This is a genomic window from Agromyces sp. Y558 (assembly GCF_059445415.1).
Genome location: NZ_JCAIUH010000001.1, coordinates 1,895,551 through 1,920,521 on the forward strand (window position 1 = coordinate 1,895,551; position 24,971 = coordinate 1,920,521).

At 68.8% G+C, this 24,971-nt stretch carries 23 protein-coding genes, 1 tRNA gene and 1 other RNA gene; 13 read left to right on the plus strand and 12 right to left on the minus strand.

Going from position 1 to position 24,971, the window contains the following annotated elements; all coding sequences use genetic code 11:
- Nucleotides 1–2: 2 nt before the first annotated feature.
- The 3 genes from pucL (at nucleotide 3) to AC1C2T_RS08945 (ending at nucleotide 3,445) form a co-directional block, all read left to right on the plus strand.
- Entirely contained in the window at nucleotides 3–902 is a 900-nt protein-coding gene (gene pucL, locus AC1C2T_RS08935) for a factor-independent urate hydroxylase (RefSeq protein ID WP_495385038.1), read from the plus strand.
- A gap of 61 nt (nucleotides 903–963) precedes the next feature.
- Nucleotides 964–2,238, plus strand: a complete 1,275-nt coding sequence (locus AC1C2T_RS08940; protein WP_495362215.1) for a saccharopine dehydrogenase family protein — start codon at nucleotides 964–966, stop codon at nucleotides 2,236–2,238.
- A gap of 313 nt (nucleotides 2,239–2,551) precedes the next feature.
- Nucleotides 2,552–3,445 (plus strand): DUF559 domain-containing protein, encoded by an 894-nt coding sequence (locus AC1C2T_RS08945; protein ID WP_495385039.1) that lies wholly within the window; start codon nucleotides 2,552–2,554, stop codon nucleotides 3,443–3,445.
- A gap of 114 nt (nucleotides 3,446–3,559) precedes the next feature.
- Here AC1C2T_RS08945 and AC1C2T_RS08950 read toward each other — a convergent pair whose 3' ends face one another.
- The 3 genes from AC1C2T_RS08950 to AC1C2T_RS08960 all read right to left on the minus strand — a co-directional run bounded on the left by AC1C2T_RS08950 (nucleotide 3,560) and on the right by AC1C2T_RS08960 (nucleotide 6,614).
- Nucleotides 3,560–4,405: an aminoglycoside phosphotransferase family protein gene (locus tag AC1C2T_RS08950; RefSeq protein WP_495385040.1), complete on the minus strand. Its 846-nt coding sequence runs from the start codon at nucleotides 4,403–4,405 to the stop codon at nucleotides 3,560–3,562.
- Nucleotides 4,402–5,643 (minus strand): non-homologous end-joining DNA ligase, encoded by a 1,242-nt coding sequence (ligD, locus tag AC1C2T_RS08955; RefSeq protein WP_495362218.1) that lies wholly within the window; start codon nucleotides 5,641–5,643, stop codon nucleotides 4,402–4,404. The genes AC1C2T_RS08950 and ligD overlap by 4 nt, the downstream gene beginning before the upstream one ends.
- 68 nt (nucleotides 5,644–5,711) lie before the next feature.
- Nucleotides 5,712–6,614: a helix-turn-helix domain-containing protein gene (locus AC1C2T_RS08960; protein WP_495362219.1), complete on the minus strand. Its 903-nt coding sequence runs from the start codon at nucleotides 6,612–6,614 to the stop codon at nucleotides 5,712–5,714.
- Between the two features lie 194 nt (nucleotides 6,615–6,808).
- Between AC1C2T_RS08960 and AC1C2T_RS08965 the strand changes: the two genes are divergently transcribed.
- The 3 genes from AC1C2T_RS08965 (at nucleotide 6,809) to AC1C2T_RS08975 (ending at nucleotide 10,150) form a co-directional block, all read left to right on the plus strand.
- Nucleotides 6,809–7,264, plus strand: coding sequence for an SRPBCC domain-containing protein (locus AC1C2T_RS08965; protein WP_495362220.1), 456 nt, complete (start codon nucleotides 6,809–6,811; stop codon nucleotides 7,262–7,264).
- A 141-nt stretch (nucleotides 7,265–7,405) separates the two neighbouring features.
- Entirely contained in the window at nucleotides 7,406–9,328 is a 1,923-nt protein-coding gene (locus AC1C2T_RS08970) for a helicase HerA-like domain-containing protein (protein ID WP_495385041.1), read from the plus strand.
- Nucleotides 9,329–9,424: 96 nt separating this feature from the next.
- The gene (locus AC1C2T_RS08975) at nucleotides 9,425–10,150 is read left to right on the plus strand and encodes a GNAT family N-acetyltransferase (protein ID WP_495385042.1); all 726 of its coding nucleotides are present in this window, start codon (nucleotides 9,425–9,427) and stop codon (nucleotides 10,148–10,150) included.
- Here AC1C2T_RS08975 and AC1C2T_RS08980 read toward each other — a convergent pair.
- The 3 genes from AC1C2T_RS08980 to AC1C2T_RS08990 form a co-directional block, all read right to left on the minus strand.
- Entirely contained in the window at nucleotides 10,140–10,565 is a 426-nt protein-coding gene (locus tag AC1C2T_RS08980) for a hypothetical protein (protein WP_495362223.1), read from the minus strand. The two genes, AC1C2T_RS08975 and AC1C2T_RS08980, sit on opposite strands and share 11 nt — an antisense overlap.
- A 425-nt stretch (nucleotides 10,566–10,990) precedes the next feature.
- Nucleotides 10,991–11,785 (minus strand): SDR family oxidoreductase, encoded by a 795-nt coding sequence (locus AC1C2T_RS08985; protein ID WP_495385043.1) that lies wholly within the window; start codon nucleotides 11,783–11,785, stop codon nucleotides 10,991–10,993.
- A complete protein-coding gene (locus AC1C2T_RS08990) occupies nucleotides 11,782–12,255 on the minus strand; it encodes a hypothetical protein (RefSeq protein ID WP_495362225.1) in 474 nt (157 codons plus the stop codon). Before AC1C2T_RS08990 ends, AC1C2T_RS08985 begins: the two co-directional genes overlap by 4 nt.
- A gap of 53 nt (nucleotides 12,256–12,308) precedes the next feature.
- On the opposite strand from AC1C2T_RS08990, the gene sigJ reads away from it, so the two are divergent.
- Nucleotides 12,309–13,253, plus strand: coding sequence for an RNA polymerase sigma factor SigJ (sigJ, locus tag AC1C2T_RS08995; protein ID WP_495362226.1), 945 nt, complete (start codon nucleotides 12,309–12,311; stop codon nucleotides 13,251–13,253).
- Nucleotides 13,254–13,507: 254 nt separating this feature from the next.
- Here sigJ and AC1C2T_RS09000 read toward each other — a convergent pair.
- From AC1C2T_RS09000 to AC1C2T_RS09020, 5 genes are all read right to left on the minus strand, one after another.
- Nucleotides 13,508–13,592, minus strand: a tRNA-Ser gene (locus AC1C2T_RS09000).
- Nucleotides 13,591–13,687, minus strand: an RNA gene (gene ffs, locus AC1C2T_RS09005) — signal recognition particle sRNA small type. Before ffs ends, AC1C2T_RS09000 begins: the two co-directional genes overlap by 2 nt.
- A gap of 273 nt (nucleotides 13,688–13,960) precedes the next feature.
- Nucleotides 13,961–14,920 (minus strand): SDR family oxidoreductase, encoded by a 960-nt coding sequence (locus AC1C2T_RS09010; protein ID WP_495362227.1) that lies wholly within the window; start codon nucleotides 14,918–14,920, stop codon nucleotides 13,961–13,963.
- The gene (locus AC1C2T_RS09015; RefSeq protein ID WP_495385044.1) at nucleotides 14,917–15,900 is read right to left on the minus strand and encodes a bile acid:sodium symporter family protein; all 984 of its coding nucleotides are present in this window, start codon (nucleotides 15,898–15,900) and stop codon (nucleotides 14,917–14,919) included. The genes AC1C2T_RS09010 and AC1C2T_RS09015 overlap by 4 nt, the downstream gene beginning before the upstream one ends.
- The gene (locus AC1C2T_RS09020; RefSeq protein WP_495385045.1) at nucleotides 15,897–17,312 is read right to left on the minus strand and encodes a flavin-containing monooxygenase; all 1,416 of its coding nucleotides are present in this window, start codon (nucleotides 17,310–17,312) and stop codon (nucleotides 15,897–15,899) included. Before AC1C2T_RS09020 ends, AC1C2T_RS09015 begins: the two co-directional genes overlap by 4 nt.
- 251 nt (nucleotides 17,313–17,563) lie before the next feature.
- Here AC1C2T_RS09020 and AC1C2T_RS09025 point away from each other — a divergent pair, with 251 nt between their 5' ends.
- The 6 genes from AC1C2T_RS09025 (at nucleotide 17,564) to AC1C2T_RS09050 (ending at nucleotide 24,489) form a co-directional block, all read left to right on the plus strand.
- Nucleotides 17,564–17,710: a hypothetical protein gene (locus tag AC1C2T_RS09025; protein ID WP_495385046.1), complete on the plus strand. Its 147-nt coding sequence runs from the start codon at nucleotides 17,564–17,566 to the stop codon at nucleotides 17,708–17,710.
- Nucleotides 17,711–17,719: 9 nt separating this feature from the next.
- A complete protein-coding gene (pta, locus tag AC1C2T_RS09030; protein WP_495385047.1) occupies nucleotides 17,720–19,912 on the plus strand; it encodes a phosphate acetyltransferase in 2,193 nt (730 codons plus the stop codon).
- Nucleotides 19,909–21,189, plus strand: coding sequence for an acetate/propionate family kinase (locus tag AC1C2T_RS09035; RefSeq protein ID WP_495385048.1), 1,281 nt, complete (start codon nucleotides 19,909–19,911; stop codon nucleotides 21,187–21,189). The genes pta and AC1C2T_RS09035 overlap by 4 nt, the downstream gene beginning before the upstream one ends.
- A 149-nt stretch (nucleotides 21,190–21,338) precedes the next feature.
- Nucleotides 21,339–21,917, plus strand: a complete 579-nt coding sequence (locus tag AC1C2T_RS09040; RefSeq protein ID WP_495385049.1) for a helix-turn-helix domain-containing protein — start codon at nucleotides 21,339–21,341, stop codon at nucleotides 21,915–21,917.
- Entirely contained in the window at nucleotides 21,914–23,209 is a 1,296-nt protein-coding gene (locus AC1C2T_RS09045) for an MFS transporter (RefSeq protein ID WP_495385050.1), read from the plus strand. The genes AC1C2T_RS09040 and AC1C2T_RS09045 overlap by 4 nt, the downstream gene beginning before the upstream one ends.
- A gap of 194 nt (nucleotides 23,210–23,403) precedes the next feature.
- On the plus strand, nucleotides 23,404–24,489 hold the full coding sequence (locus AC1C2T_RS09050) for a fatty acid desaturase family protein (RefSeq protein WP_495385410.1): 1,086 nt from the start codon (nucleotides 23,404–23,406) through the stop codon (nucleotides 24,487–24,489).
- Nucleotides 24,490–24,559: 70 nt separating this feature from the next.
- Here the strand turns inward: AC1C2T_RS09050 and AC1C2T_RS09055 are convergent, their stop codons facing one another.
- Complete coding sequence (locus AC1C2T_RS09055) at nucleotides 24,560–24,919, minus strand: TraR/DksA family transcriptional regulator (RefSeq protein WP_495362748.1); 360 nt, start codon at nucleotides 24,917–24,919, stop codon at nucleotides 24,560–24,562.
- Nucleotides 24,920–24,971 lie beyond the last annotated feature (52 nt).

Here is a 24,971-nt window from a genome sequence, read left to right on the forward strand (position 1 = left end):
CCATGGACGAACCCGCCATCGTGCTCGGGGCGAACCAGTACGGCAAGGCCGAGGTTCGCGTCGTGAAGGTCACCCGCGACACGGCGCGGCACGAGATCGAAGACCTGAGCGTCACCTCCCAGTTGCGCGGCGACTTCGTCGCGGCGCACCTCGTCGGCGACAACTCGCACGTCGTGGCCACCGACACGCAGAAGAACACCGTCTTCGCGTTCGCCCGCGATGGAATCGGTTCGCCCGAGGCGTTCCTCCTGCGCCTCGCCGATCACTTCACCTCGTCGTTCGACTGGGTGACCGGCGGTCGCTGGGAGGCCGAGAGCTTCCCGTGGCAGCGCATTCAGGCGCACGGGGTGCCGCACGACCACTCCTTCGTGCGGTCCGGGCAGGAGACCCGCACTGCCGTCGTCGTCGCCGACGGCTCCGACCGGCACGTCATCGCCGGGCTCAAGGGACTCACGGTGCTGAAGACCACACAGTCGGGCTTCGAAGGCTTTCCCAGAGACCGTTACACGACCCTGCAGGAGACGACCGACCGCATCCTCGCAACGGATGTCGCCGCCAGATGGCGGTACTCCAGCGCCGACGTCGAGTACAACGACGTCTACGACAGCGTGCGGGCCCTGCTGCTCGAGGCGTTCACGGACGGGTACTCGGCGGCGCTGCAGACGACCCTCTTCGACATGGGCGCTCGTGTGCTCGAGGCGCACTCCGAGATCGCCGAGATCCGCTTCTCGATGCCGAACAAGCACCACTTCGTCGTCGACCTCGGCGCGTTCGGCCTCGACAACCCGAACGAGGTGTTCTTCGCCGCCGACCGGCCCTACGGGCTCATCGAGGCGACGGTCACCCGCGAGGGCCTCGCTCCCGCTGCCGTCGCCTGGGAGGGCATCGCGGGCTTCTGCTGAGGCGGTGATACGGGCAGGATCGACCGTTGGCGCCTGCGCCGGGTCACGATAGCGTCGGCTCATGCGCATCCTCCTCGTCGGCGCCGGAGGCGTCGGAGACTCCATCGCCAAGATCGCCGCTCGCCGAGACTTCTTCGAGTTGCTCGTGATCGCCGACTACGACGAGACACGCGCCGAGCGCACGCTCGCGTGGATCCGCGCCAGGCACGGCGACGAGGTCGCGAGTCGATTCGACACCGCCCAGATCGACGCGAGCGACCCCTACGTCGTTACTGCCGTCGCCCTCGAGTTCGATGCGACGCACGTGATGAACGCGGTCGAGCCGAAGTTCGTGCCGTCGATCTTCGCCGGAGCGCTCGCTGCGGGAGCCGACTACCTCGACATGGCGATGAGCCTGTCAGAGCCGCATCCGGTCGCCCCGTACGACATCACGGGTGTGAAGCTCGGCGACGACCAGTTCGCACAATCGGGTGACTGGGATGCCGCGGGCCGGCTCGCCCTCGTGGGCATGGGCGTCGAGCCGGGCCTCAGCGACGTATTCGCCCGGTACGCCGCCGATCACCTCTTCGCCGAGATCGACGAGCTCGGCGTGCGCGACGGCGCGAACCTCGTGGTCACCGACGAGGCGGGAAACGAGATCTTCGCGCCCTCGTTCTCGATCTGGACCACGATCGAGGAGTGCCTGAACCCGCCCGTCATATTCGAGATGAAGACCGGTTGGTACACGACAATGCCGTTCTCCGAGCCCGAGGTCTTCGTCTTCCCCGAGGGCATCGGGCCGGTCGAGTGCGTCAACGTCGAGCACGAAGAGGTGCTGCTCATGCCTCGCTGGATCGACGCGAAACGCGTCACCTTCAAGTACGGCCTCGGTGCCGAGTTCATCAACGTGCTGCAGGTGCTGCACCTGCTCGGCCTCGACTCGACGAGCCCCGTCAGAGTACGCAGTGACGACGGCCCGGTGCACGTCGCCCCGCGCGACGTGGTGGCCGCGTCCCTGCCCGACCCCGCAACGATCGGCCCGCGCATGACGGGCAAGACCTGCGCCGGGCTCTGGGTCACGGGCATCGGCATCGACGGGCGACCGCGCGAGGTGTACCTGTACCACGTCGCCGACAACGAATGGACAATGGCCGAGTACGACAGCCAGTGCGTGGTCTGGCAGACCGCCCTGAACCCCGTCATCGCCCTCGAGCTCCTTGCGACCGGTGCGTGGTCGGGCCGGGGCGTGCTCGGACCCGAAGCCTTCGACGCCGCACCCTTCCTCGACCTCATGGCCCGCCCCATCACCGACGGCGGCTACGGCCAACCCTGGGGCTTCGAAGACCGCCTCGCCTGAGCCTCGCCCCATCCGCCCGTTTCCCGTCCATCCGCCCGTTTCCCGTCCCGTCCGCCCGTTTCCCGTCCCTCGCCCTCACTCGATCCCTCGCTCCATCCCCGCCCATTCCCTATCCTCTTCGTATCCTCTTCGTATCCCCTTCGTCGAAAGTGCGCTTCGTGTCGCTCTGATCTCATCGAAGCGACCGGAAGCGCACTTTCGATGACGATCTGGCGACGACCGACCCGCTCGGGCCTGTGGACAACGCGGATTCGGTTCCACAGGCGGCCCGAGAACGACACCGACCACTCGCAGGATCGTCGAGGGTGGGTGCATGCGTGCACCCTCACCGCTCCCCGCGAGCATCGGTTCCGGACCGTTCACCCTTGCCACGGCGCGTGCAGCGGGTGTGACTTCAGCGCGTCTCCGCTCGAGGGATCTCGTCGTTCCGTTCCGGGGCATCCGCTCATCGTCGACGATGCACGGGCGCTTCGCGCTGTGCGAGGCGTATTCCCTTCGACTCGGACCGACCGAGGCGTTCAGTCACGCGACCGCTGCTGAGCTCTGGGGACTTCCGCTCCCGTGGAGGGTGCAGGCCGATCCGCGTCTGCACACCGTGGTGTGGAATGGCGCACATCCGACGCGTGCCGGTGCCGTCGTCGGCCACCGGGCGCACGTTGAACCGCGGATCGCGCGGCGACGAGGCTTGCGGGTCGTCGCCGCAGCGGATGCGTGGTGCCAGCTCGCCGCCGACCTCAGTGAGCGCGACCTCATCGTCGCGGGCGATCGGCTGATCGGCCTGCCGCGAGCGCTTGCGAGCGATTCCGAGATCGATGCGGCGATCTCGCGGCACGGGGGCAAGCGCGGTGCTCGTGCACTGCGCCGGGCACGCGAGCGCCTCAGGTCGCGATCCGAGTCGCCTCGGGAGACTCTCCTGCGCCTCGATGTGATCGACGCGGGATTCCCCGAACCCGAGCCGAACGGCGTCATCGATCTTGCGTCCGGACGCAGGACGCGCGCCGATCTCGTGTTCCGCGCGTACCGCGTGATTCTCGAGTACGACGGCCAGCACCACCGAGCGGATGCGGCCCAATGGGCGAAGGACGTCGATCGGCTGAACGAGCTCGCCGCGAACGGATGGATCGTCATCCGGGTGAACAAGGACACACGTCGAGGCGAGGTCTTCGGGCTCCTTCGTCACGCGCTGGTCACCCGCGGCTGGGCATGAGGCGTGGCGGGGCACAGTCACGGGGCATCGAGAGTGCGCGTCGGGTTGCTTCATCCGCCTGAGAACGACGTGGCGCGCACTCTCGATGGAGTTGAGCGGGCGATGCGAGGGTGGTCAGACGAGCGTGAGCGCGCGCTCACCGATCGCCGCCGCCGAGTCGGCGTGCATCGGGTCGTCGTCGATCGCGAACCATGTCGATGAGAGCGAGCACCACGCGACGAGCCAGCGTGCGAATCGGGCCGGATCGAGCGCGGTGGCTGCGATGGCCACGCCGAACTGCCGTTCGAGCCGCCCGGGCACGAGCGCGCGTTCGTACGACGGATTGCAGAGCAGGTTGCAGTAGTCGAACGCGGTCTCACCGACGAGGCTCTTCGGGTCGATCGCGAGCCAACCTCGGTCGCCGAAGTCGAGCACGTTGCCGTGGTGCATATCACCGTGCAGCACCGCCTTGTCAACCGGATCGGCGAGCAGCGCCGCGGCGAATTCGGCACCTCGACGATGCAGCGGGCCGAGGTCGTCGGCGCGGGCGAAGAGCTCGCCGAACCAGGTCGGCAGGTCTACGAGCAGGGTTGGGGCGGCGAGGAGCGGCTCGACGGGCGCGTGGTGAATGCGATCGGCCGCCTCGCAGAGCACACGCGTGGCATCGTCGTCGTGCCCGAGCTCGACCATTCGCACGAGATCCCGGGGGCCCGTCGCTCGCTCCAGCAGCACCGCGGGCCCGAGCCGCCGCAACACGCGCGCGACGCCCTCGCCCTTCAACCGCTCGAGCAGCTCGCCGCCTCGCACCTCTTCGTCGATGTGCGCGACCTTCAACATCGCGGATGCGCCGTCCTCCGTGCGTACAGGCATGAGCGTGCTCGACGCGGTGGTGCGTGCGTCGCCGTCGGGGCGCAGTCGCCATCGGCGCAGCCACGCGACATCCGCTCCGCGTCCGGGATCGACGGGGCCAAGATCGCTCACGACTGCGGTCGATCGTCGCCGCGGCCCGCCCACGGGTCGTAGTCCGCTTCGAGTGCCTCTTGCGCCGGTCGCGACGCCTCGGGCACGTGTTGCAGGTTCACCCGGATGCGGTACCAGAGCGACGAGCTTCCACGCATGCCGTCGACGAGCACGTCGGCGGGTTCGAGCAGCGCCGCGGCGTCGGCGTGCTTCGCCTTCCACCGCTCGAGGGCGTCGAGCGCCTCGGGCTTGGTCTTCGTGCGTGCGATCTCGATGAGCGGCATGGTCGATGCGCGACGGCCCGAGCCGTCTCCGCGCGCGGGAGGCTTTTCGGCCGGACCGAGCTCCTCTGCTCGCCGGAGCAGCGCGTCGAGGCTTCCGGCGGCCTCGTCGATGCCGGCCGCGACGTCGCCGCGCTCGGCGAATCGCTCGAGCACGGTCGGCACGGTGAACCGTTCGGGATGACTGCCTCGCACTTCGTCCCAGTCGAGCGGGGTCGAAACGCGAGCATCGGGCAGGGCGCGCACCGAGTAAGCGGATGCCACGGTGCGATCCTTCGCGTTCTGGTTGAAGTCGACGAACACGCTCTCGCCGCGCTCCTCCTTCCACCATCTCGCGCTCGCGAGACCGGGCGCCCGCAGTTCGACCTCGCGGGCGATCGTCTCTGCAGCAAGCCGCACGTCGTGATAGCTCCACAGTGGTTCGATGCGCACCGAGATGTGGATGCCGCGCGAGCCCGACGTCTTCGGCCAGCCGACGAGGCCGTGGTCGGCGAGCACCTCGCGCGAGATCATCGCCACGTCGACGATCTGCGCCCAATCGACGCCCGGCATCGGGTCGAGGTCCACTCGCAGTTCGTCGGGGTGGTCGAGGTCTTCGGCGCGCACTGGATGCGGGTTGAGGTCGATGCAGCCGAGGTTCACGACCCACGCGAGCGCCGCGGCATCCCGAACCACGACCTCTTCGGCCGAATTGCCGGAAGCATAGTGCAGTGTCGCCGTCTCGATCCACTCCGGCCGGTTCTCGGGGGCGCGCTTCTGGAAGAAGGCCTCCTGGTCGATGCCCTTGACGAAGCGCTTCAGCACCATCGGCCGGCCTCCGGCACCGCGCAGCGCGCCATCGGCCACGGCGAGGTAGTACCGCACGAGGTCGAGCTTGGTCAGACCGACCGCGGGGAAGACGAGCTTGTCAGGGCTCGAGATGCGCACCTCTCGGTCGCCGATCTCGAGCATCTCGGCCGCACTCGCCTTCGGGCTCACACCTCCACACTATGGCGAGGCCGGGCACTCTGGCGAGGTCGCCGAGAACGGGAGACCCGGTCGCCCGGTCAGCCCGTGGCGGCCGATCGTGCCGCGAGCGCGTAGCGACGCGGGGTCTCGCCGATCACCGCGCGGAACTGCCGGGTGAAGTGCGCCTGGTCGGCGAACCCGAGCGTCGCGGCGAGTTCGGCGAGCGCAGGCGAATCGGATGCCGCGAGCAGCTGCGCCGCCTCTTGCATGCGGTATCGGCCGATGAGCCATTTCGGCGTCAGGCCGACCCGGTCGCGTGCGAGCCGCTCGAGCGCGCGCAGGCTCAGCCCCGCGGCGCGGGCGAGGTCATCTGCGCGCAGGATCGCCCGATCGGTTTCGGCGAGCTCGACGACCCGACGCACGAGCGCCGCGTCGGCATCGACCTCGATGCGCTGGCTCGGCAGCCACCGCTCGAACGCCGCGATCGCGCCGCTGTCGTCATCTGCGGCGACCGCGCGGCGAACGGATGTCACGAGCCCCGAGACATCCGTCATGCGCAGTTCTTCGAGCGCCACCGATGAGCCGACGAGGGAACGCACGGGGTCAGGCACGAGCCGATGCGCGACGCCAGGCTGCAGCAGCACGCCGAACGCCCACCCCTCGCCTTCGAGGCGTTGATGGCCGCGGCCGAGTTCTGGGCCGTACAGTGCGGCGGTGTCGCGTTCGATCACGAGGTTCGCCGACGGGTATTCGAGCACGCCCTGCTCGACGACGACGCCCGATGGAAGTCGCCAGCGCGGGATCCAGATGTGGCGTACGAGCCCGGCGAGCTCGGGGCTCACCGGGTACCGCGTGAGGCGCACCGGCGCCTCGGTTGACCGTGCCTGCTCGGCGGTATCGCCCGCGAGCGGCGCGATGCCCGGCTCGCCGCCGCGCGGCGCGAGCACGCCCTTCGTGGCAGCTCCGGCGCGTGAGCGCCAGTAGTCGTCGGTGCGGGGCATGCCCCCAGTATGGCCAGCGCCACCGACGCGGCCGCCTGAACCTGGGCCCACGGCGGCCGGTTCCGGCGCGCCGGGAAGCGGCGCGACGGCTGTGCCGCTGGGGAGCGATGGGTCGCGTTTGTGCAAGACGCAGGCACCGGGGCATCCGTACCGTCGATCTCGTACCCACTGCTGATCAACATGAGGAGACTCGCATGCCCGACTTCGAGATGACCACCTATATCGCCGCCGACCCGCAGCGCGTCTGGGACGCGATCACGGGCGAAGAGGGCAGCCGGGCCGTCATGTGGGGGTCGGTGCTTCGCGGCGAACTCACGCCGGGCGCCCGATACGAGTACGTCGGGCCCGGTCAGGACGGCGACGAGACCGTTCACGTCTACGGCGAAGTGCTCGCGGCCGAGCCTGGCCGCGTGCTGCAGCTCTCGGAGCACCCCGGACCCACCTACCGTGAGAACCACGCCGAGCTCCGCAGCCGCATGACCTGGCGACTCGAGCCGGCCGGGGAGGACCTCACCAAGGTCACCTTCACGAACGACGAGTGGAGTGACGGCCACCCGTCCGAGGCGGAGGCCTCCGACACATGGCCGCTCCTGCTCTCGAGCGTCAAATCGTGGATCGAGACGGGACGCGCCCTGCCGTTCCCGTCGTGACGCCTCCCGTCGTGACGCCTTCTGCGTGAACACGCTGTCGTCGCCGATCCCCGTGACGGCACTTCGCCGGGTCACGTTCCATGCGAAGTGTCGTTGCGGTGCAGAGGGGTCGTCAGGCCGACCCCTCGATAAGATCGCCGCATGGCCGATGACGCGGTGAAGCAAGCTCAGGAGGCTGCCGTCGCGGCGGCGGAAGCAGCGAAGGCCCTGCAGGCGCAGGCGGCCGAAGCGATCAAGAAGGCCGAGGAGGCCGCAGCGCTCGCGACGGCGGCCGCTGCGGCCGCGGCGACGGATGCCGCGGCTGCGGCACCATCGCTCGCTGAGACTGTCGAAGCGACGAGTGCACCCGCGACTCTCGCGCCCGCCTCTTCGGCAGGCGCGGGGAGCGGGAACACCGCCGCGGCATCCGCGGGCCCCCTCGACCAGTCGCAGATCGACGCGATCCGCGTGGGATACACCTTCGAGGGCGCCGCGCTCGAGATGGGTGCGCTCGTCAACGGCGAGGCGCTGCCCGACGTGCCGGTGCGCATCCCGCTCGCGATGACGAACCGACACGGGCTCGTCGCCGGTGCGACGGGCACGGGCAAGACCCGCACCCTGCAGGTGCTCGCCGAACAGCTCTCGTCCAATGGCGTCGCCGTGTTCGCGGCCGACATCAAGGGTGACCTCTCGGGCGTCGCGACGCCGGGCGACGGCAATGAGAAGCTGCTGAAGCGCACCGCCGGTATCGGGCAGCAATGGACCGCCGCGAGCTTCCCGACCGAGTTCTACTCGCTCGGTGGTGTCGGCCGAGGCGTGCCGATCCGGGCGACGATCTCGGGCTTCGGGCCGCTGCTGCTCTCGAAGGCGCTCGGCCTGAACGAGACGCAGGAGTCGAGCCTCGGACTCGTCTTCCACTACGCGAACAAGAGCAACCTCGCACTGCTCGACCTCGAAGATCTGCGGGCGGTGCTCGCCTACCTCGTCAGCGACGAGGGTAAACCCGAACTCGAGGGCCTCGGCGGGCTGTCGAAGGCGACCGTCGGGGTGATCCTCCGCGAGCTCATCACGTTCGCCGATCAAGGCGCCGACGTGTTCTTCGGCGAACCCGAGATCGACACGGCCGAGTTCCTGCGCGTGGCATCCGATGGGCGCGGCATCATCAGCCTGCTCGAGGTTCCGGGTGTCGCCGACAAGCCGGCGCTCTACTCGACCTTCCTCATGTGGCTGCTCGCCGATCTCTTCACCGACCTGCCAGAGGTCGGCGACCTCGACCAGCCGAAGCTCGTGTTCTTCTTCGACGAGGCGCACCTGCTCTTCACGGACGCGTCGAAGGACTTCCTCGCCCAGATCACGCAGACCGTGCGTCTCATCCGCTCGAAAGGCGTCGGCGTCTTCTTCGTCACGCAGACCCCGAAAGACGTACCCGCCGACGTGCTCGCCCAGCTCGGCTCTCGCGTGCAGCACCAGTTGCGCGCGTTCACGCCCGACGATGCGAAGGCGCTGCGGGCGACCGTCTCGACGTATCCGAAGTCGGGCTACGACCTCGAGGAGGCGCTCACCCAGCTCGGCACGGGCGAGGCGATCATCACGGTCATGAACGAGAAGGGCGCGCCGTCGCCCGTCGCGTGGACGCGACTGCGGGCACCACAGGCCTCGATGTCGCCGTCGCCGGATGCTTCGATCGACGCCGCCGTGGCCGCATCGCCGCTGCTCGCGAAGTACGGCACCGGCATCGATCGCGAGTCGGCGCACGAGATTCTCACGAAGAAGCTCGCGGATGCCGCGGCGAAGGTCGATGCCGAAGAGGCCGCCGCCGCGAAGACCAGGGCCGATGCGGAGTACGAGAAGATGCAGGCGAAGATCGCTGCGGATGCCGCGAAGGCAGACAAGAAGGCACAGGCCGAGTACGACCGGCTCATGAAGCAGACCTCGGGGAGCTCGCGGTCGAGGTCGAGGTCGGGGTCGCGCTCGTCGCAATCGAAGGAGCGGTCCGCGCTCGAGCAGGTGCTGGGCTCGAGGGCCACGCAGAACGTGCTGACCACGGTGATCACGGGCATCTTCGGCATGGCCAAGCGCCGCTGAGCCCGTTTCGTCGGTTGAGACGGCACGCCAGCGTCGTCTCGAACCCTCCACGCGGGTCTCGCTCCTCGCCGGCGCGATCTGGGGGAGGATGGTCGGGTGCCTGTGATCCGTCCGTACCACCCCGACGACCGCGACCAGGTCGCCCGTATCTGCCTGCTCACCGCAGCCGGCGGCGGCGACGCGACGGGGGACTACTCCGACGACACGCTCATGCCCGAGGTGTTCGCCCTGCCGTACGTCGAGTTCGCGCCCGAGTTCGCGTTCGTCGTGGCCGACACTTCGACGGGCTCAGGGCAGCGTGGTGAGCGCGTGCTCGGCTACGTCATCGGCGTGCCCGACACTGCGGTGTTCGTGGAGTGGTGGAAACGTGAGTGGGCCCCAGGCTTCGCTGCGCGGCATCCGTCGCCCGGTGCGCCAACGGGCCGCAACCCACGGTTCACCGAGGCGCAACTCGTCGAAGCCGGTACGACGCCCGAGCGCATGCTCATCGACGAGCTCGACGAGTATCCCGCGCACCTCCACATCGACCTGTTGCCCGAAGTGCAGGGCCAGGGTTTCGGCCGACGCCTCATCGACATGCTCCGGGCGGCGCTCGCGGCGCGCGGTGTGCCCGCCGTGCACCTCGGCGTCGCCGCCTCGAACACCGGTGCGCGGGCGTTCTACGGCCGACTCGGGTTTCACGAGCTGCCCTCGAGCCGCCCGAGTTCGCCGCTGCTCGGCATCGCAACCGGTGCGACCGACGGCCTCGGCGTGACCGACGGCCCCGGTGCGACCGACGGCCCTGGTGCGACCGGTGGCACAGGCGCTGCCGTCAGCGACTGAGCAAACGCCGCTCGAACCAGTAGAGCAAGCGCGGGTTGGCCTCGCGCAACTCTGAGAGCGTCATCGGCTCGCTGCCGACGGTCTCCTCCACGCCGAGCACTTCCGCCACCTGGTCCATGGCGGGTTCGTCCCAGAAACGGCCGCGCATGCGGAATGCGCCACGTCCGGTGCGTTCGACGACGAAGAGCTCCTGTGTCGTGTCGAGGCTGTTCGCGCGGTAGAGCTGTACGCGCAGCACACCGGCCACGTCGCGTGAGGCGACCGTCGAGACACCACCGAAGAAGCCGCGTTCGACGATGCCGTACTTGCTGATCGAGGCACGAGCGCGCCGGTAGCCGATCCAGGCGCCGAGGATCAGCAGCACGACGACCGCGGCGGTGGCGCCGACGATCGGCCACGCTTCGCGGGTATCCATGAGCCAGAGTTCGGCGGCGAGCAATGGAACGGCGAGAGCCGCAACGGGGAGACCGATGCTCCACACGAGCGTGCGACGGGGCCTCAGGGTTTGAACCCTGAGGCCGTCGCCCCCTACTGTCGCCGCTCCGATGGAGGAGCCCCCTGCGTCCCCACTCCTCGTTTCCATCGCCGCTGCTGACATCTCTCACATCATGGGGGACCGCGCCGATCTGCGCTATTCCGCATTAATGAGGACAAGGACGACTTTCGATGGCGCTGTGTACCTGAGACTTCGACCCGGGAAGAGCCAGCTTCGCGGGCGGTGGGCGCCACCTCGGAGTTCTGTTCCTCGGTGAAGTCCGTCCGGGTGTAGTCGAATACCCGGTCGGTGCTGAGGAGACGGATGAGGTGGGCCATGCTGCCGCGACACGGCGGGCATGGATGTCATCGAGTGGAGCCGCCCCGGCCTCGAGTACCGGCAGGACCTGGAGTGGGCGATGCGATGGTGCCCAACCACTCGGCGAAGGTGAGCATGCCAAGCTGCGCTCCCGGTCCGGGGAGCAGCGCCCCGCTGCGCATCGCCGCTCCCATGCCGCCGCGGAGGGGAACCGACACGATCGGTCCCCGAATCCCCATGGCCGCTGCATACGCGCGGGCGAGCTCGAGGAGTCGCTCTTTGCGGGGGCCAGCGAGGTCGGTGGCGCGGCCCCGCGCGTCCGTCTCGGCGAGTTCGACCAGACGCACGGCCACCTCGCGGGCGGCCACAGGCTGCGTGCGCATCATCGGGATGGCGTGTACGGGGCCGAGCGTCGCGCGCTCAAGCATCTGCGCGGCGAACTCGTGGAATTGGGTGGCGCGGAGGATGCTCCAAGGCAGCGGGCCGCTCTCGACGAGGCGCTCCTGCACCACCTTGCCGGCGTAGTAGCCCGAGGGTGCCCGGTCGACATTCACGATCGAGAGGGCAACATGGTGCCCGATGCCGGCTGCGGCACCGGCGGAAAGCAGGTTCGTCGTGGTGGCGCGGAAGAACTGCTCGGAAGCGGTGCCTGAGGTTGTCGAGATGCTCGCCACGTCGATCACACTGTCGGCACCTGCGAGGGCGCCGGCCACGGCGGCCGGGTCCAGTAGGTCGACGCCGGCGGAGCGGCTGAGAAGGACGGGCACGTGGCCGTGCTCGCGGACGATGTCGACGACATGTCGGCCGACCGCTCCCGTAGCTCCAGCGATGGCGATTCTCATGAGGTGGTGTTCCTTCCGGCGGGGGTGGGCTCGAGTGAAGCCGAGGGGGCCCGGCCGGTACCTCGCGTTTGCCGTGGCCCCGGCAGCAGAAGCACAATGCCGAGCGCGAGGCTGCCGCCGAGCGACACCACATTGGCGGCCACGTCGAGCGGTGCGAGCGACTCGAGATGCGCGAGGTGATACGCCAGGTGCGGGATGCCGAATACAGTCCAGGCGATGCCCACGACTCGGCTGGCGTCGGGCGTGCGGGAGAAGATCGCCGCCACGCTCGCGCCGGCCAGGGCGAGGTAGAGCGTGCCGACATCGCGGATCAGGTGTTCGTTGAAGGGGCCGTCGATCGCGATCCAGATGCGGCCGAATCCAGGGAAGGAGTCGTAGAACGAGGCGGGCCAGAGCGCAGCCCACACCCCCACGAACACCCCAACTGCAGCGGAAACGGCGAGGATGGTGCGGCGTGCAATCAAGGTCATACAAGATTGACGAAACAGCCGGTGCGGATGTGAGGTGGCGACAGAATAGACGCGTGACACTCACCATCACCGACGAGTTCCAGCGCGAACGGTCGCGGCTCACTGGCATCGCCTTCCGCATCCTCGGCACGGTCGCCGACGCCGAAGACGCGGTGCAGGAGACGTACCTGCGCTGGCACGGGTTGAGCAGCTCCGAACGGGCGCTGATCCAGACGCCCGCGGCCTGGCTCACCCGGGTGGCGAGCCGCATCTGCCTCGATCAGCTCGGCAGCGCCCGCGCGCGCCGCGAGCAGTACATCGGCGAGTGGTTGCCCGAGCCAGTACCCGCGGGGGTCGCCGGTGGCCAGTTCGGCGCGCTCGTCGCATCCGCCGCCGACCCGCTCGAGAGGGTTGCGCTCGACGAATCGGTGAGCATCGCCCTGCTCGTCGTCCTCGAGTCGCTGAGCCCGGCCGAACGGGTGGCGTTCGTGCTCCATGACGTGTTCGCGGTGCCGTTCGCCGAAATCGCCGTAATCGCCGGCCGGTCGGTGGACGCGTGCCGGCAGCTAGCGACGGCGGCCCGGCGGCACGTGCGTGAGTGTCGGGCAGGTCAGGTATCGACCGCTTTGCATGACGAGGTGGTGCGCGCTTTCGTGGCGGCATGCGCGGGCGGCGATCTCGCGGCGCTCACGGCGGTACTCGACCCCGCAGTCGAGCTGCGTTCCGACGGCGGGGGATTCGTTTCGGCGGCGCGCAGACCTGTGCTCGGTGCGCTCAACGTGGCCCGCTTCCTCCTCGGCATCCTCGAGAAGCAACCCGAGGCCGAGGTGCAGCAGCGCGTCACGGCCGACGGCATCACACTCACCTTCGGCTACGGCGGAGTGGTTGCGGGCGTCGTGACCCTCGGGGTCGCCGCATTTCCTGCTCCCCCTTCCGGCCATCCTCACGCGTCCGGCGCTCTTCTCGTCTCCAACGTCTGGATCATGATGAACCCGGAGAAGCTGACGCTCTGGCGCTGATGTTCAGCGGTGCGAGGTCGAAGGCGACGCCCTCGGAGTCGCCCCGTCTGTGGCGCGCTCGACGGCATCTTCGGTGGGCACAACGCGCCTGCATGCGGGCGCAGGGCGCGGGAAGACTCTTCATTCTGAGCCGTGCAACGCCGAATGATCTTCCCGCGAGTGGGCTGTCGAGGTGTTCCGCACCGGATCCCGCGCGCTGACAAGAAAACCCCCACCTTGACCGTGAAAGTCGAGGTGAGGGTTATTCCTGTCTGCGGAGGATGGGGGATTCGAACCCCCGAGGGCTTGCACCCAACACGCTTTCCAAGCGTGCGCCATAGGCCACTAGGCGAATCCTCCCGGGGACTCCTCACGCACCCGCCAGAGCCTGGTTACCCTTGCTGCGTTTCCGCCCTGGGGGAGTTGGCCTGGATGGCGCCACGTGAGGAGCCGGAGATAGTCTACCCGAGCGCGAGTGGCGCCTCTGACCGCGGCGTGTTCAGCGAGCGGATGCCTCGGCGGCACGTGCCTGCCGAGGCATCCGCGTGTGCAGAACTCCGGAGATTCGACGCGCCATGCGGACAGAGTGGCTGCAACGGGCGGCGTGTCGAGCGACGCATCCGGAGTTGTGCGCATCGATGAGCGGTGCGTCGACCGGTTGCACCGTCTGGATGACGGCGGGCCTCGATACGGCGTCGCACCCCGCATCGACTGGGCAACCGCCGCGCCTACTCGGTCGCGGCACGCGCCCCGCGTGCGGCGAGATAGGCGTCGAACGCCTCCCGACTCGTCTTCGTCGGCGTGTAGCCGAGCTCCGACTTCAGGCGCGAGTTGTCGAGCACGGGGCGGTGCTGCAGGAACCCGACGCGCTCGGGCCCGTGCACCGTGAGCTTCAGGGCATGTCCGATGCGCAGCGCGAACGTGAGCACGGACGGGGGCAGCGTCAGCGTGCGTTTGCCGATGGCACGCGCGATCTCCGAGACGGTGACGCGGCCGTCGCCGGCCACGTTGAACGCGCCGGTCACGTCGCCGGTGGCGCCGTGCACGATCGCGCCGACGACATCGTCGACCCAGATGAAGACGAACGGGCTCTCCGAGCCGCGGATCGCGAGGATGCGGGGTCCCTCCCAGAGTGCGGTGATCTGGTTCGCCACGGTCGGCCCAAGGATCGTTCCGATGCGCAGCACGACCTGCCCGAGCGCGGGATGCGCGACGCGATACCCGGCGAGCATCTCTTCAACGAGACGCTTGTGTCGCGAGTAGCTGAACTCCTCGTTGCCGCGGATCACGTCGGTCTCGACGAGCCACTCGGGGTTGTCGGCGTGATACCCGTACGCGGCGCCCGACGACGACACGACGATTCGCGTCACCCCGAATGCGACGGCGGCGTCGAGCACGTTGCGTGTGCCTTCCACGTCGACACGGTGCTCGAGCTCTTCGCTCTGGTGGCCGGGGTTCACGATCGCCGCGAGGTGCACGATCGTGTCGATGCGGTGGCGACCGACGACCACGGCCACGTTCGCGGCATCCGTCACGTCGCACCGCTCGACGATCACCCCGTCGGGCACCGACGCCGGTGTGCGCACGTCGCCTGCGACGATGAATTCGACCTCCGGATGCTCCGCGAGCGCCCGCACCGCGTTGGATCCGAGGAACCCGGCGCCGCCGGTGACCAGCACGCGCCTCATGCGCTGGGCTCCGCCGTGGTCGCCCCGGCGCCGTCGGATTCGGCCTGCGCGTCGACCGACGAGCGAGATGCTGCCGCGGCATCCGCTCGCTTCGAATGCCTGCCCCAGAGTGTCGCGACCGTGAGGCCGGCGATGATGTCCCAGATGCCCCACCAGCCGGCGACGATCGCCATGCCGCCGAGCCCGCCGAAGAACGCGAAGACGAGGCCGAGTCCGAGGCCCGCGTTGCGGATGCCGACTTCGAACGTGATCGCCTTGCGATCGCGCACTCCGAGGCCGCCGATGCGGGCGCTCGCGTAGCCGAGACCCAGTGCCACGGCATCGTGCAGGAACACGGCGAGCAGCACGACGCCGATGAACGCCATGAAGATCGCCCAGTTGCCGATGAGTGCGGCCGCGATGAATCCCACGAGCCCGAGGAGGCTCACCCAGCGAGCGTACGGCTGCACCTTCGCCGCGAACTTCGGCCAGCGGGCCCTGATCAGGAGCCCGACGAAAAAGGGCAGTCCGATGATGAGGAAGATCTCGACGAGCATCTGCCATCCGTCGAGGCTCACGGCCCGCACGAGTTCGCCCGCGGTCGGGTGCAGTCCGCCCCAGAACGACAGGCTCACCGGCAGCAGGAAGATGTAGACGACGTTCGACACCGCGGTCATCGACACCGAAAGCGCAACGTTGCCGCCCGAGCGGTAGGTGAGCACTTGCGAGATATTGCCGGGTGGGCAGCACGCCACGAGGATCATGCCGAGCGCGATCGACCCTTGCACGTTCAGCAGCAGCGTGAGCCCGAACGTGACCGCGGGCAGCAGGATGATCTGCGCCGCGAGCGCGATGAGCATCGCCTTCGGCGCTTTCGCGACGGCCTTGAAGTCGGATGGTGCAGTGTCGAGCGCGATGCCGAACATGATGAGTCCGAGCACCACGTTCAGGGCGATGAGCGAGCCCGGGGCGAAGTTGAGGACGACCTCGTCGATGTTCATGCGCGGCCACCTTCGTCGGTGTTCGGTGAGCTCGTCGAACCGCTCGGTCGGGTCGACGCGAGCCCTCGCGAGATGATGCCGCGGGCGAACGCCGGGGGCAGGGAGCCGAGCATGCGTTGCACGGTGCGCCGGTAGGCGTCTTTGTTGACGTAATACGACATGCGGTCGAGACCGAGGTAGCGGTAGCCGCCGGTGAGGTCGGGCCACGGGGCATCCGCTCGTGCGCGGAACCGCGCAGCGTCGTCGGGCGCATCGGCGGCTGCTGCGAGGTAGGCGGCGATGAGTTCGGCCTGCTCGTAGCGGCCCTGCCAGCCGATGCCCGACGCCTCGATCATGCCGAGCACGAAGAGGCCGTTGAACGACGGCGGGAAGATGTTGAGGAAGAGCGAGGGCGAGGCGGTCGTCCAATTGAGGTGAGCTCGATCGACGAAGGGGTAGTCGAGCGTGTAGCCGGTGGCGAGCATGATGAGGTCGTACTCGCCCGAGGTGCCGTCCGCGAAGCGAACAGTGTGCCCGTCGAACCGGTCGATGTCGGGCACCACTCGCAGGTCGCCCTGCCCGAGGTGGTTCAGCACCATCGTGTTGACGATCGGGTGCGACTCGTAGATCTTGTAGTCGGGCTTCGGGAATCCGAACCGCACGGGGTCGCCCGTGAACGCCTTCAGCACGCGGGCGTCGATGAACTGCTTGATGCGGGCCGGCAGCGGCCGGCCCTGGTTCAGGGTGTCCGACGGCCGGCCGAAGAGGTACCGGGGCACGAAGTAGTACCCGCGGCGCACACTGAGGTCGACGGATGCCGCGTGGTGCACCGCATCGACCGCGATGTCGCACCCGGAGTTGCCGGCGCCGATGACGAGCACGCGCTTGCCCTCGAAGACCTTCGCCGACTTGTAGGAACTCGTGTGCATGATCTCGCCCGCGAACTCGCCCGCGAAGGCCGGCACGTTGGGTTCGGCGAGGGTGCCGTTCGCGAGGATGACGCCCGAGTAGTCGCCCGTGATCGTCTCGCCGTCAGCCGTGACGGCAGTGACGCGCCACCGCGGCTCTGCTCCCTGAGCCTGTCGAAGGGGCCCGCTGTCGGGCACCGGCGAGACATCCGTCACCCTCGTCTCGAATCGGAATCGCTCTCGCAGCCCGTAGGTGTCGGCGTAGGCGCGGAAGTACTCGAGCAGTGCACGGTGGCTCGGGTAGTCGGCGGTCGAGGCCATCGGGAATTCGGCGAACTCGGTCGTCGTGCGGCTCGAGATCAGGTGCGCCGACTCGTACATGGTGCTGCGCGGATTGTCGATGTTCCAGAGGCCCCCGACATCGGGACCGGCCTCGAAACCGTCGAAGGGGATGCCGGCGATGGCGAGCGCTCGGGCGCCGGCGAGGCCGGACGGGCCCGCTCCGATGAGGGCGATGGGGTTCACGGATGCTCCTGGGTGGGGAGTACGCGCCGATTGGGAGTCGGCACGGCACGGCGATGTGCCCGATCAGCATAAGCGAATGTCGTTCGCTTTCTGCCCGGCCCTGTCGGTCGAGCTTGTCGAAACCGTGTTTGTGCGGGTTGAGTTTGTCGAAACCGTGTTCTGCGGGTTGAGCTCGTCGAAACCCTGTTGTGCGGGTTGAGCTTGTCGAAACCCTGTTGTGCGGGTTGAGCTTGTCGAAACCCTTCTGTGCGTTGACGGGTTTCGACAAGCTCAACCCGCAGACACTCGACAAGATCAACCCGCAGACGCTCGACGACCTCAACCCGCAGGCGCTCGACGAGCTCAACCCGCAGACGCTCGACGACCTCAACCCGCAGAGTCCCGCGGGGGCCACGTAGGCTGGAGTGGTGGCGCACCGCATCTACATCTGCTCGGCTGAAGGCAACACGGGCAAGTCCACCGTTGCGCTCGGCGCACTCGACACCCTGACCCGGCGGGCGACCCGTGTCGGCGTCTTCCGGCCGATCGCGCGATCGACCGCGGAACGCGATTACGTGCTCGAGCTGCTGCTCGCTCACGAGGGCGTCGTGCCGATTCCCTATGACGACGCCGTGGGGGTGCGCTATGACGACGTGCACGCCGACCCTGAAGGGGCGCTCGCGACGATCGTCTCCCGCTTCAAGGCCGTTGAAGACCGCTGCGACGCCGTCGTCATCATCGGCTCGGACTTCACGGATGTCGGCAGCCCCACCGAACTCGCCTACAACGCGCGCATCGCGGCGAACCTCGGTGCGCCCGTGCTGCTCGTGCTCGGCGGTCGGGTCGGGCAGGGCCAGGGGCGCAGCCGCACCGAGCGGCTCGGCTACTCCGACGCCCGCAGTCCGCAAGAGCTCGCCCAGCTGACCGAACTCGCCGTCGAAGAGCTCGAGCGCGAACACGCGACCTTGCTCGGCATCGTCGCCAACCGTGCCGACCCCGAGCGGCTGCAAGAGATCGTCGAGGCCGTGACCGCCGCGGCCGGACCGAACGGGGTGGCCGCGAGCGGCGGTGCCGTCAGCCCCGTGGCATCCCATCGGAAGGCTCAGGGCGGCGCCGTCGCCGTCTGGGCCATTCCCGAAGACCCCTACCTCGTCGCACCCTCGATGCTCGCGATCATGACCGCGGTCGACGGCACCTTGCACGCCGGAGACCCCGAACTGCTGAACCGCGAGGCGCTCGGCGTCATCATCGGGGCCATGTCGATGGAGAACGTGCTGACCCGCCTCACCGAGGGCGCGGTCGTCGTGGTGCCGGGCGACCGCAGCGAAGTGCTGCTCGGAGTGCTCACGGCGCACGCGAGCGCGACCTTCCCGTCGTTGTCGGGCATCGTGCTGAACGGCGGGTTCCCGATCGCCGAGCAGGTCGACCGGCTCGTCGACGGGCTGAAGGCCGGGCTGCCGATCATCCGTACCGAGCTCTCGAGCTACGACACGGCACTTGCGATCACGCACACCCGCGGGCGGCTCGCCGCCGATTCCCAGCGCAAGCGCGACACTGCGCTCGCCCTCTTCGAGAAGCACGTCGACGGTCAGGCGCTGCTCGACCTGCTCGACGTCGCCCGGCCCGAGGTCGTCACGCCGCTCATGTTCGAGTACGACCTGCTCGAGCGGGCCAGGCAGACGCGCAAGCGCATCGTGCTGCCAGAGGGCTACGACGATCGGGTGCTGCGCGCGGCAGCGACCCTGTTGGCACGCGACGTTGCCGAGCTCACGATCCTCGGCGAAGAGATCGAGGTGCGTTCGCGCGCGATCAGCCTGGGCCTCGACATCTCGAAGGCCGAGGTGCTCTCGAACCACGACTTCGTGCACGTCGCCCGCTTCGCGGAGGAGTACCAGCGGCGCCGGGCGCACAAGGGCGTGACGCTCGAGCAGGCGCGCGAGACCGTGCAAGACGTCTCGTACTTCGGCACGATGATGGTCGAGCTCGGCCTCGCCGACGGCATGGTGTCGGGCGCCGCCCACACGACGGCGCACACGATCCGGCCGTCGTTCGAGGTGATCAAGACGAAGCCGGGCGTCGAGGTCGTCTCGAGCTTGTTCCTCATGGCGCTCGCCGATCGGGTGCTCGTCTACGGCGACTGCGCGATCGTGCCCGACCCTACCGCCGAGCAGCTCGCCGACATCGCGATCTCCTCGGCCGAGACCGCGGCGCAGTTCGGCATCGAGCCGCGCATCGCGATGCTCTCGTATTCGACCGGCGAGTCGGGCTCGGGCGCCGACGTCGACAAGGTGCGACGGGCGACCGAGCTCGTGCGCGAGCGCGCGCCGCAGCTCGCAGTCGAGGGTCCGATCCAGTACGACGCGGCCGCCGACGCAGCGGTCGCGCGTACGAAGCTGCCCGAGTCGGATGTCGCGGGCCGGGCGACGGTCTTCATCTTCCCCGACCTCAACACGGGCAACAATACGTACAAGGCGGTGCAGCGCTCGTCGGGCGCCGTGGCGATCGGGCCCGTGCTGCAGGGGCTCCGCAAGCCGATCAACGACCTCTCGCGCGGTGCGCTCGTGCAGGACATCGTCAACACCGTGGCGATCACGGCGATCCAGGCGGCGGATGCCTCGTGAGCATCGTGCTCGTCGTCAACTCGGGTTCTTCGTCGCTGAAGTACCAGCTCATCGACGTCGAGACGTCGCAGACCCTCGCGAGCGGGCTCGTCGAGCGCATCGGCCGTGGTGTCGGCCACGCCCGGCACACGCGCCCTGAGCGCCTCGAGTCCCCTGAGCCCGTCGAGTCCTCTGAGCCTGTCGAAGGGGGCGGGCCCGCCGAGGCATCCGCTTCGACGGGCTCAGCGAGCGAATCGTGGAACACCGCCGCCGAAGTGCCCGATCACGAGGCCGCCTTCGCCGTGATGCTCGAGGCGTTCGCGACGCACGGGCCGTCGCTCGAGTCGAACGCCCCGATCGCAGTGGGGCACCGGGTCGTGCAGGGCGGTGCACGCTTCTTCGCGCCGACGGTGATCACCGATCTCGTGAAGATCAACATCGACGAGCTGTCGGCCCTTGCGCCACTGCACAACCCGGCGAATCTCGAGGGCATCGAGGCGGCGCAGCGTGCGTTCCCCGACGTGCCGCACGTCGCGGTGTTCGACACGGCGTTCCACCAGACGATGCCGCCTGCCGCGTACACCTACGCGATCGACCGGGAGCTCGCGGCGAAGCACCGCATCCGTCGCTACGGATTCCACGGCACCTCGCACCGATTCGTCTCGCGGGCGGCGGCCGAGTTCCTGGGCCGCCCGGTGGAAGAGCTGCGCATGATCGTGCTGCACCTCGGCAACGGTGCATCCGCTTGCGCGATCGCCGAAGGTCGTTCGGTCGAGACGAGCATGGGCATGACTCCGCTCGAGGGGCTCGTCATGGGCACGCGCTCGGGCGACATCGACCCTGCGGTGCTGCTGCACCTCGAGCGCCGAGCCGGACTCGACGCCGACGGTCTCGATCGCCTGCTGAACTCGCAGAGCGGAATCCTCGGGCTCAGCGGGCATGCCGACATGCGCGACCTCGTGGCGGCGCGTGACTCGGGCGACGAGGCGGCGACGCTCGCCCTCGACGTGTACGCGCACCGCGTGCGCTCCTATGTGGGCGCGTACGCTGCGCAACTCGGTCGGGTCGACGCGATCGTCTTCACCGCGGGTGTCGGCGAGAACTCGCCCGACGTGCGCGAGCTCGCGCTCTCCGGGCTCGAGGCATTCGGCGTCGAGCTCGACGCCGAGCGCAATCACGCCCGGGGGAGCGTCGCGCGGCGCATCTCGACGGACGCCTCGAAGACGGCCGTGCTCGTCGTGCCCACGAACGAAGAGCTCGAGATCGCCCGCCAGACGCTGGAGCTCGTGCAGGCGTAGAGTCCCGGCGCTGCGCCCGCCTCCCGCGACGGTTTCCGCCTCCGCGGTGGGTTCGCGGGCGTCCTCCGGCCCGGAAAGCATCGCGGGAAGAGATGCGAATACCCACAAGAACTATTGCACAATGGTTCTTGTGAGTCTAGGCTGGCCTCGTGAACGACCCCCGGGAGACCATCGACCTGCACGATGCGGGCGCCATGCGGGCGCTCGCGCACCCGATGCGATTGCGCATCCTCGGCCTGCTGCGCGTCGAAGGGCCGAGCACGGTCGGCGCACTCGCCGAACGCACCGGCGAGGCGCCTGGATCGGCGAGTTACCACGTCGCGACGCTGGCCAAGCACGGCTTCGTCGTCGAGGCGCCAGAGCTCGCCCGCGACAAGCGCGAACGCTGGTGGCGAGCCGCGCACCTGATCACGAGCTGGCGCCCCGAGGAGTTCCTCGGCGACCCCGAGCGCCATGCGGCATCCGATGCGATGCGTCGCGCGGTGCTCGAGTCCTACCATCAGGAGTTGCTCGACGCCATCGACGCCGAAGCCGAGCTCGAGCCCGAGTGGGTCGCCGCGTCCGACTCCAGCGACGGCGCGGCACGCCTCACGCTCGACGAGTTCCGTGAGCTGAACGCCGAACTCGACGCTGTGCGAGAGAAGTGGTGGGGCGTCGGCCGGGAGCCGCGCCCGGGCACCAGAGCCGTGCGCTGGATGACTCACACGTACCCGAGGCCCGAACGATGACGAGCGACTCGGCGCTCGAGACGACGACGACAGCGGCGACGGATGCTCCGCGCCGCCGCACCCCGCTCATCGCGCTCTTCGCCGCGCAGCTCTTCTCGCTCTCGGGCAACGCGATCGCCCTCATCGCGATCCCGATCATCGCCCTCACCGAAACGGGCTCCCCGCTCGCGGCCGGTGTCGCGGGCGTGTTCGCGACCGTGCCGCTCGTCATCGGCGGCGCGCTCGGGGGAGTGCTCGTCGACCGGTTCGGCTACCGCACCTCGTCGATCGTCGCCGACGTCGCGAGCGGTGTCACCGTGCTCGCGATCCCGGTGCTCGCCGCGACGGTCGGGCTGCACTTCGGGGTGCTGCTCGCCCTCGTCTTCCTCGGCGGCCTGCTCGACGCGCCCGGCGACACCGCGAAGACCGTGCTCATGCCCGACCTCGCCGCGCTCGCGAGAATGCCGCTGTCGAGGGCGGCCGGCGCGCAATCCACGGTGCAGCGCACCGCGACGATGATCGGGGCCGGCATCGCGGGCGCGCTCGTCGCGATCGCCGGACCGATGCCGGCGCTCCTCGTCGATGCCGCCGGGTTCGCGGTGTCGGCCGTGCTCGTCTTGCTCTTCGTGCCGCGTCGCGTCGCGGCATCCGTTCGACCCGCTCAGGACGGCGCCGTCGATGATGCCGATGCACCGGTGCACGGCGGATTCGTCGTCGGCATCCGCTTCATCGCCCGCTCGCCGCTCTTGCGCTCGATCGTGCTGCTCGTGACGCTCACGAACGCGATCGACGCCGCTGGCATGACCGTGCTGAAGCCCGTCTACGCCACCGAAGTGCTCGGCGACCCGGCGGTGCTGGGCTTCATGGTCGGATGCTTCGCCGCCGGTGCCCTCACCGGCTCAGCGATCTTCGCGGCCGTCGGGCACCGCTATTCGGGGCGAGTGGTCTTCGCCCTGTGCTTCGTGCTCGCCGGCACGCCGCCGTACCTCGCGATGGCGCTCGGGGCGCCGGTGCCCGTGCTGCTGCCCGTGCTCGCGGCGTCGGGCCTCGCGGCCGGTGCGCTCAACCCGATGATGTCGACGGCGATGTACGGGCTCGTGCCCGACGGCATGCGCGCCCGCGTATTCGGCGCGTTGACCGCAGGGGTCGTCGCCTCGATGCCGCTCGGCGCGTTCCTCGGCGGTTTCGCGGCCCAGCAGTTCGGTCTCGCGCCGACGGTGCTCGTGTGCTCGATCGTCTATCTCGTGCTCGGGTCGAGCCCGCTCTACCTCCGCTCCTTCACCGGGCTGGCCTCGCACCCCGTACCGGGGTAGGGGGTGAGAAATGGCTCACCGGTGTGATGCGATTCACAGCTGCATCTCCATACGCTTTCATCAAGGTCGACACCGGCCCGTGAAGCACACACACCCGACGCGTTCGACTGGAGTTCATTCGTGCGTTCGGACAATGAGATGAGCCGCTCGTGAGCATCCAACTCGTAGAACGCCCCGACGGTACCGAAGGCACCATGTCGCCCGTCATCCGCACGGCCGGTCGCCGTCCAGAGGGCGTCGACCCGGCGCAGAGCGGGTTCGCACAGCTCTCACGCCAGATCAAGTCCGAGGGCCTGCTCGATCGATTCGTCGGCTTCTACGTGCGCAAGGCGCTCTTCTGGGCCGTCGTGCTCGGCGCGACGGTGGCGGCATCCGTCATGATCGGCGACTCGTGGTGGCAGCTCGTCATCGCGGGCGTGCTCGGCGTCGTCTTCACGCAGTTCGCGTTCATGGCGCACGAGGCGTCGCACCGCCAGATCTTCCATTCCGGGCCGAGGAACGACTGGGCGGGCCTGTTTCTCGCCAACTTCGTCGTCGGCATCAGCTACAGCTGGTGGATGAACAAGCACACCCGCCACCACGGCAACCCGAACGTCATCGGCCGGGACCCCGATATCGAGAAGGACACGATCTCCTTCCTCGAAGAGGATGCCGCGGAGAGCCGCGGACTCATTCGGCTGATCACGCGGAAGCAGGGTTACCTGTTCTTCCCGCTGCTGCTCCTCGAGGGCATCAACCTGCACGTGCACGGCATCCGTCACGTGCTGGGAAAGGGCACGGTCAAGCGCCGCTGGCTCGAGTTCACGCTCATCGCCGTTCGCCTCGCCGGGGTCATCGCGCTCGTCTTCTGGGCGTTCCCGCCGCTGCTGGCCGTCGTCTTCCTGCTCGTGCAGTTCGGGGTGTTCGGCGTCTACATGGGCGCTTCGTTCGCCCCCAACCACAAGGGCATGCCGCTCATCCCGCGTGGGGTGCGAGTGGACTTCCTCGAACGTCAGGTGCTGACCAGTCGCAACATCAGCGGCGGACGGTTCATCGACGCATTCATGGGCGGGCTCAATTACCAGATCGAGCACCACCTGTTCCCGAGCATGGCCCGCCCCGCGTTGGCACGCACGCAAGTGATCGTGCGCGAGTTCTGCCTCGAGAACGACGTGCGGTACACCGAGACCGGGCTCATCGAGTCGTACGCGATCGTCATCGCCTATCTCAACCGTGTCGGACTCGCCGCGCGCGACCCGTTCGACTGCCCCATGATCAACTCGTACCGCCGCCGCGACTGACGCACAGCTGAGGCGCTGCTGACGCGCGACTCGCGCGCGAGCGGGCGAGCACCGCTGCAGCGCTGCTCGCTCAGCGCTCGAGCCGGGCGCAATCGATGCAGAGCTCGGCTGTCGGCCGTGCGTCGAGGCGCCCTACGGTGATGCGCTTGCCGCAGTTCCGGCAGATGCCGTACGTGCCGTCGGCGATTCGCGCGAGTGCGTGATCGACGTCGGCGAGCTCGGCGCGCGCGTCGGCGAGCACAGCGGTGCGCTGCGACCACTCCTGGGTCATCGTCGGGCCGTCGGGGTCGTGTTCGTCATCGGCGGAGGCGCCCGACCTCGCGGCGCGCACCTCGCTCATGACGTCGCCGAACTCGGCGAAGCGCCCCTCCGCATCCGCTCGTTCCTGCAGCAGCTTCACCTGGAACCGCTCGAGTTGTGCCTGAGTCATCGTAGACAAATCACGCCCCCTTCCGATTCCCGAATGGTACGCCAGAGACATC

Excerpts from the sequence above, each read along its gene's own strand:
- pucL (WP_495385038.1), top strand. The coding sequence starts at position 3 with ATGGACGAACCCGCCATCGTGCTCGGGGCGAACCAGTACGGCAAGGCC.
- AC1C2T_RS08940 (WP_495362215.1), top strand. The coding sequence starts at position 964 with ATGCGCATCCTCCTCGTCGGCGCCGGAGGCGTCGGAGACTCCATCGCC.
- AC1C2T_RS08945 (WP_495385039.1), top strand. The coding sequence starts at position 2,552 with ATGCGTGCACCCTCACCGCTCCCCGCGAGCATCGGTTCCGGACCGTTC.
- AC1C2T_RS08960 (WP_495362219.1), bottom strand. The coding sequence starts at position 6,614 with ATGCCCCGCACCGACGACTACTGGCGCTCACGCGCCGGAGCTGCCACG.
- AC1C2T_RS08965 (WP_495362220.1), top strand. The coding sequence starts at position 6,809 with ATGCCCGACTTCGAGATGACCACCTATATCGCCGCCGACCCGCAGCGC.
- AC1C2T_RS08970 (WP_495385041.1), top strand. The coding sequence starts at position 7,406 with ATGGCCGATGACGCGGTGAAGCAAGCTCAGGAGGCTGCCGTCGCGGCG.
- AC1C2T_RS08980 (WP_495362223.1), bottom strand. The coding sequence starts at position 10,565 with ATGGATACCCGCGAAGCGTGGCCGATCGTCGGCGCCACCGCCGCGGTC.
- AC1C2T_RS08985 (WP_495385043.1), bottom strand. The coding sequence starts at position 11,785 with ATGAGAATCGCCATCGCTGGAGCTACGGGAGCGGTCGGCCGACATGTC.
- AC1C2T_RS08990 (WP_495362225.1), bottom strand. The coding sequence starts at position 12,255 with ATGACCTTGATTGCACGCCGCACCATCCTCGCCGTTTCCGCTGCAGTT.
- AC1C2T_RS09010 (WP_495362227.1), bottom strand. The coding sequence starts at position 14,920 with ATGAGGCGCGTGCTGGTCACCGGCGGCGCCGGGTTCCTCGGATCCAAC.
- AC1C2T_RS09015 (WP_495385044.1), bottom strand. The coding sequence starts at position 15,900 with ATGAACATCGACGAGGTCGTCCTCAACTTCGCCCCGGGCTCGCTCATC.
- AC1C2T_RS09045 (WP_495385050.1), top strand. The coding sequence starts at position 21,914 with ATGACGAGCGACTCGGCGCTCGAGACGACGACGACAGCGGCGACGGAT.
- AC1C2T_RS09050 (WP_495385410.1), top strand. The coding sequence starts at position 23,404 with ATGTCGCCCGTCATCCGCACGGCCGGTCGCCGTCCAGAGGGCGTCGAC.
- AC1C2T_RS09055 (WP_495362748.1), bottom strand. The coding sequence starts at position 24,919 with ATGACTCAGGCACAACTCGAGCGGTTCCAGGTGAAGCTGCTGCAGGAA.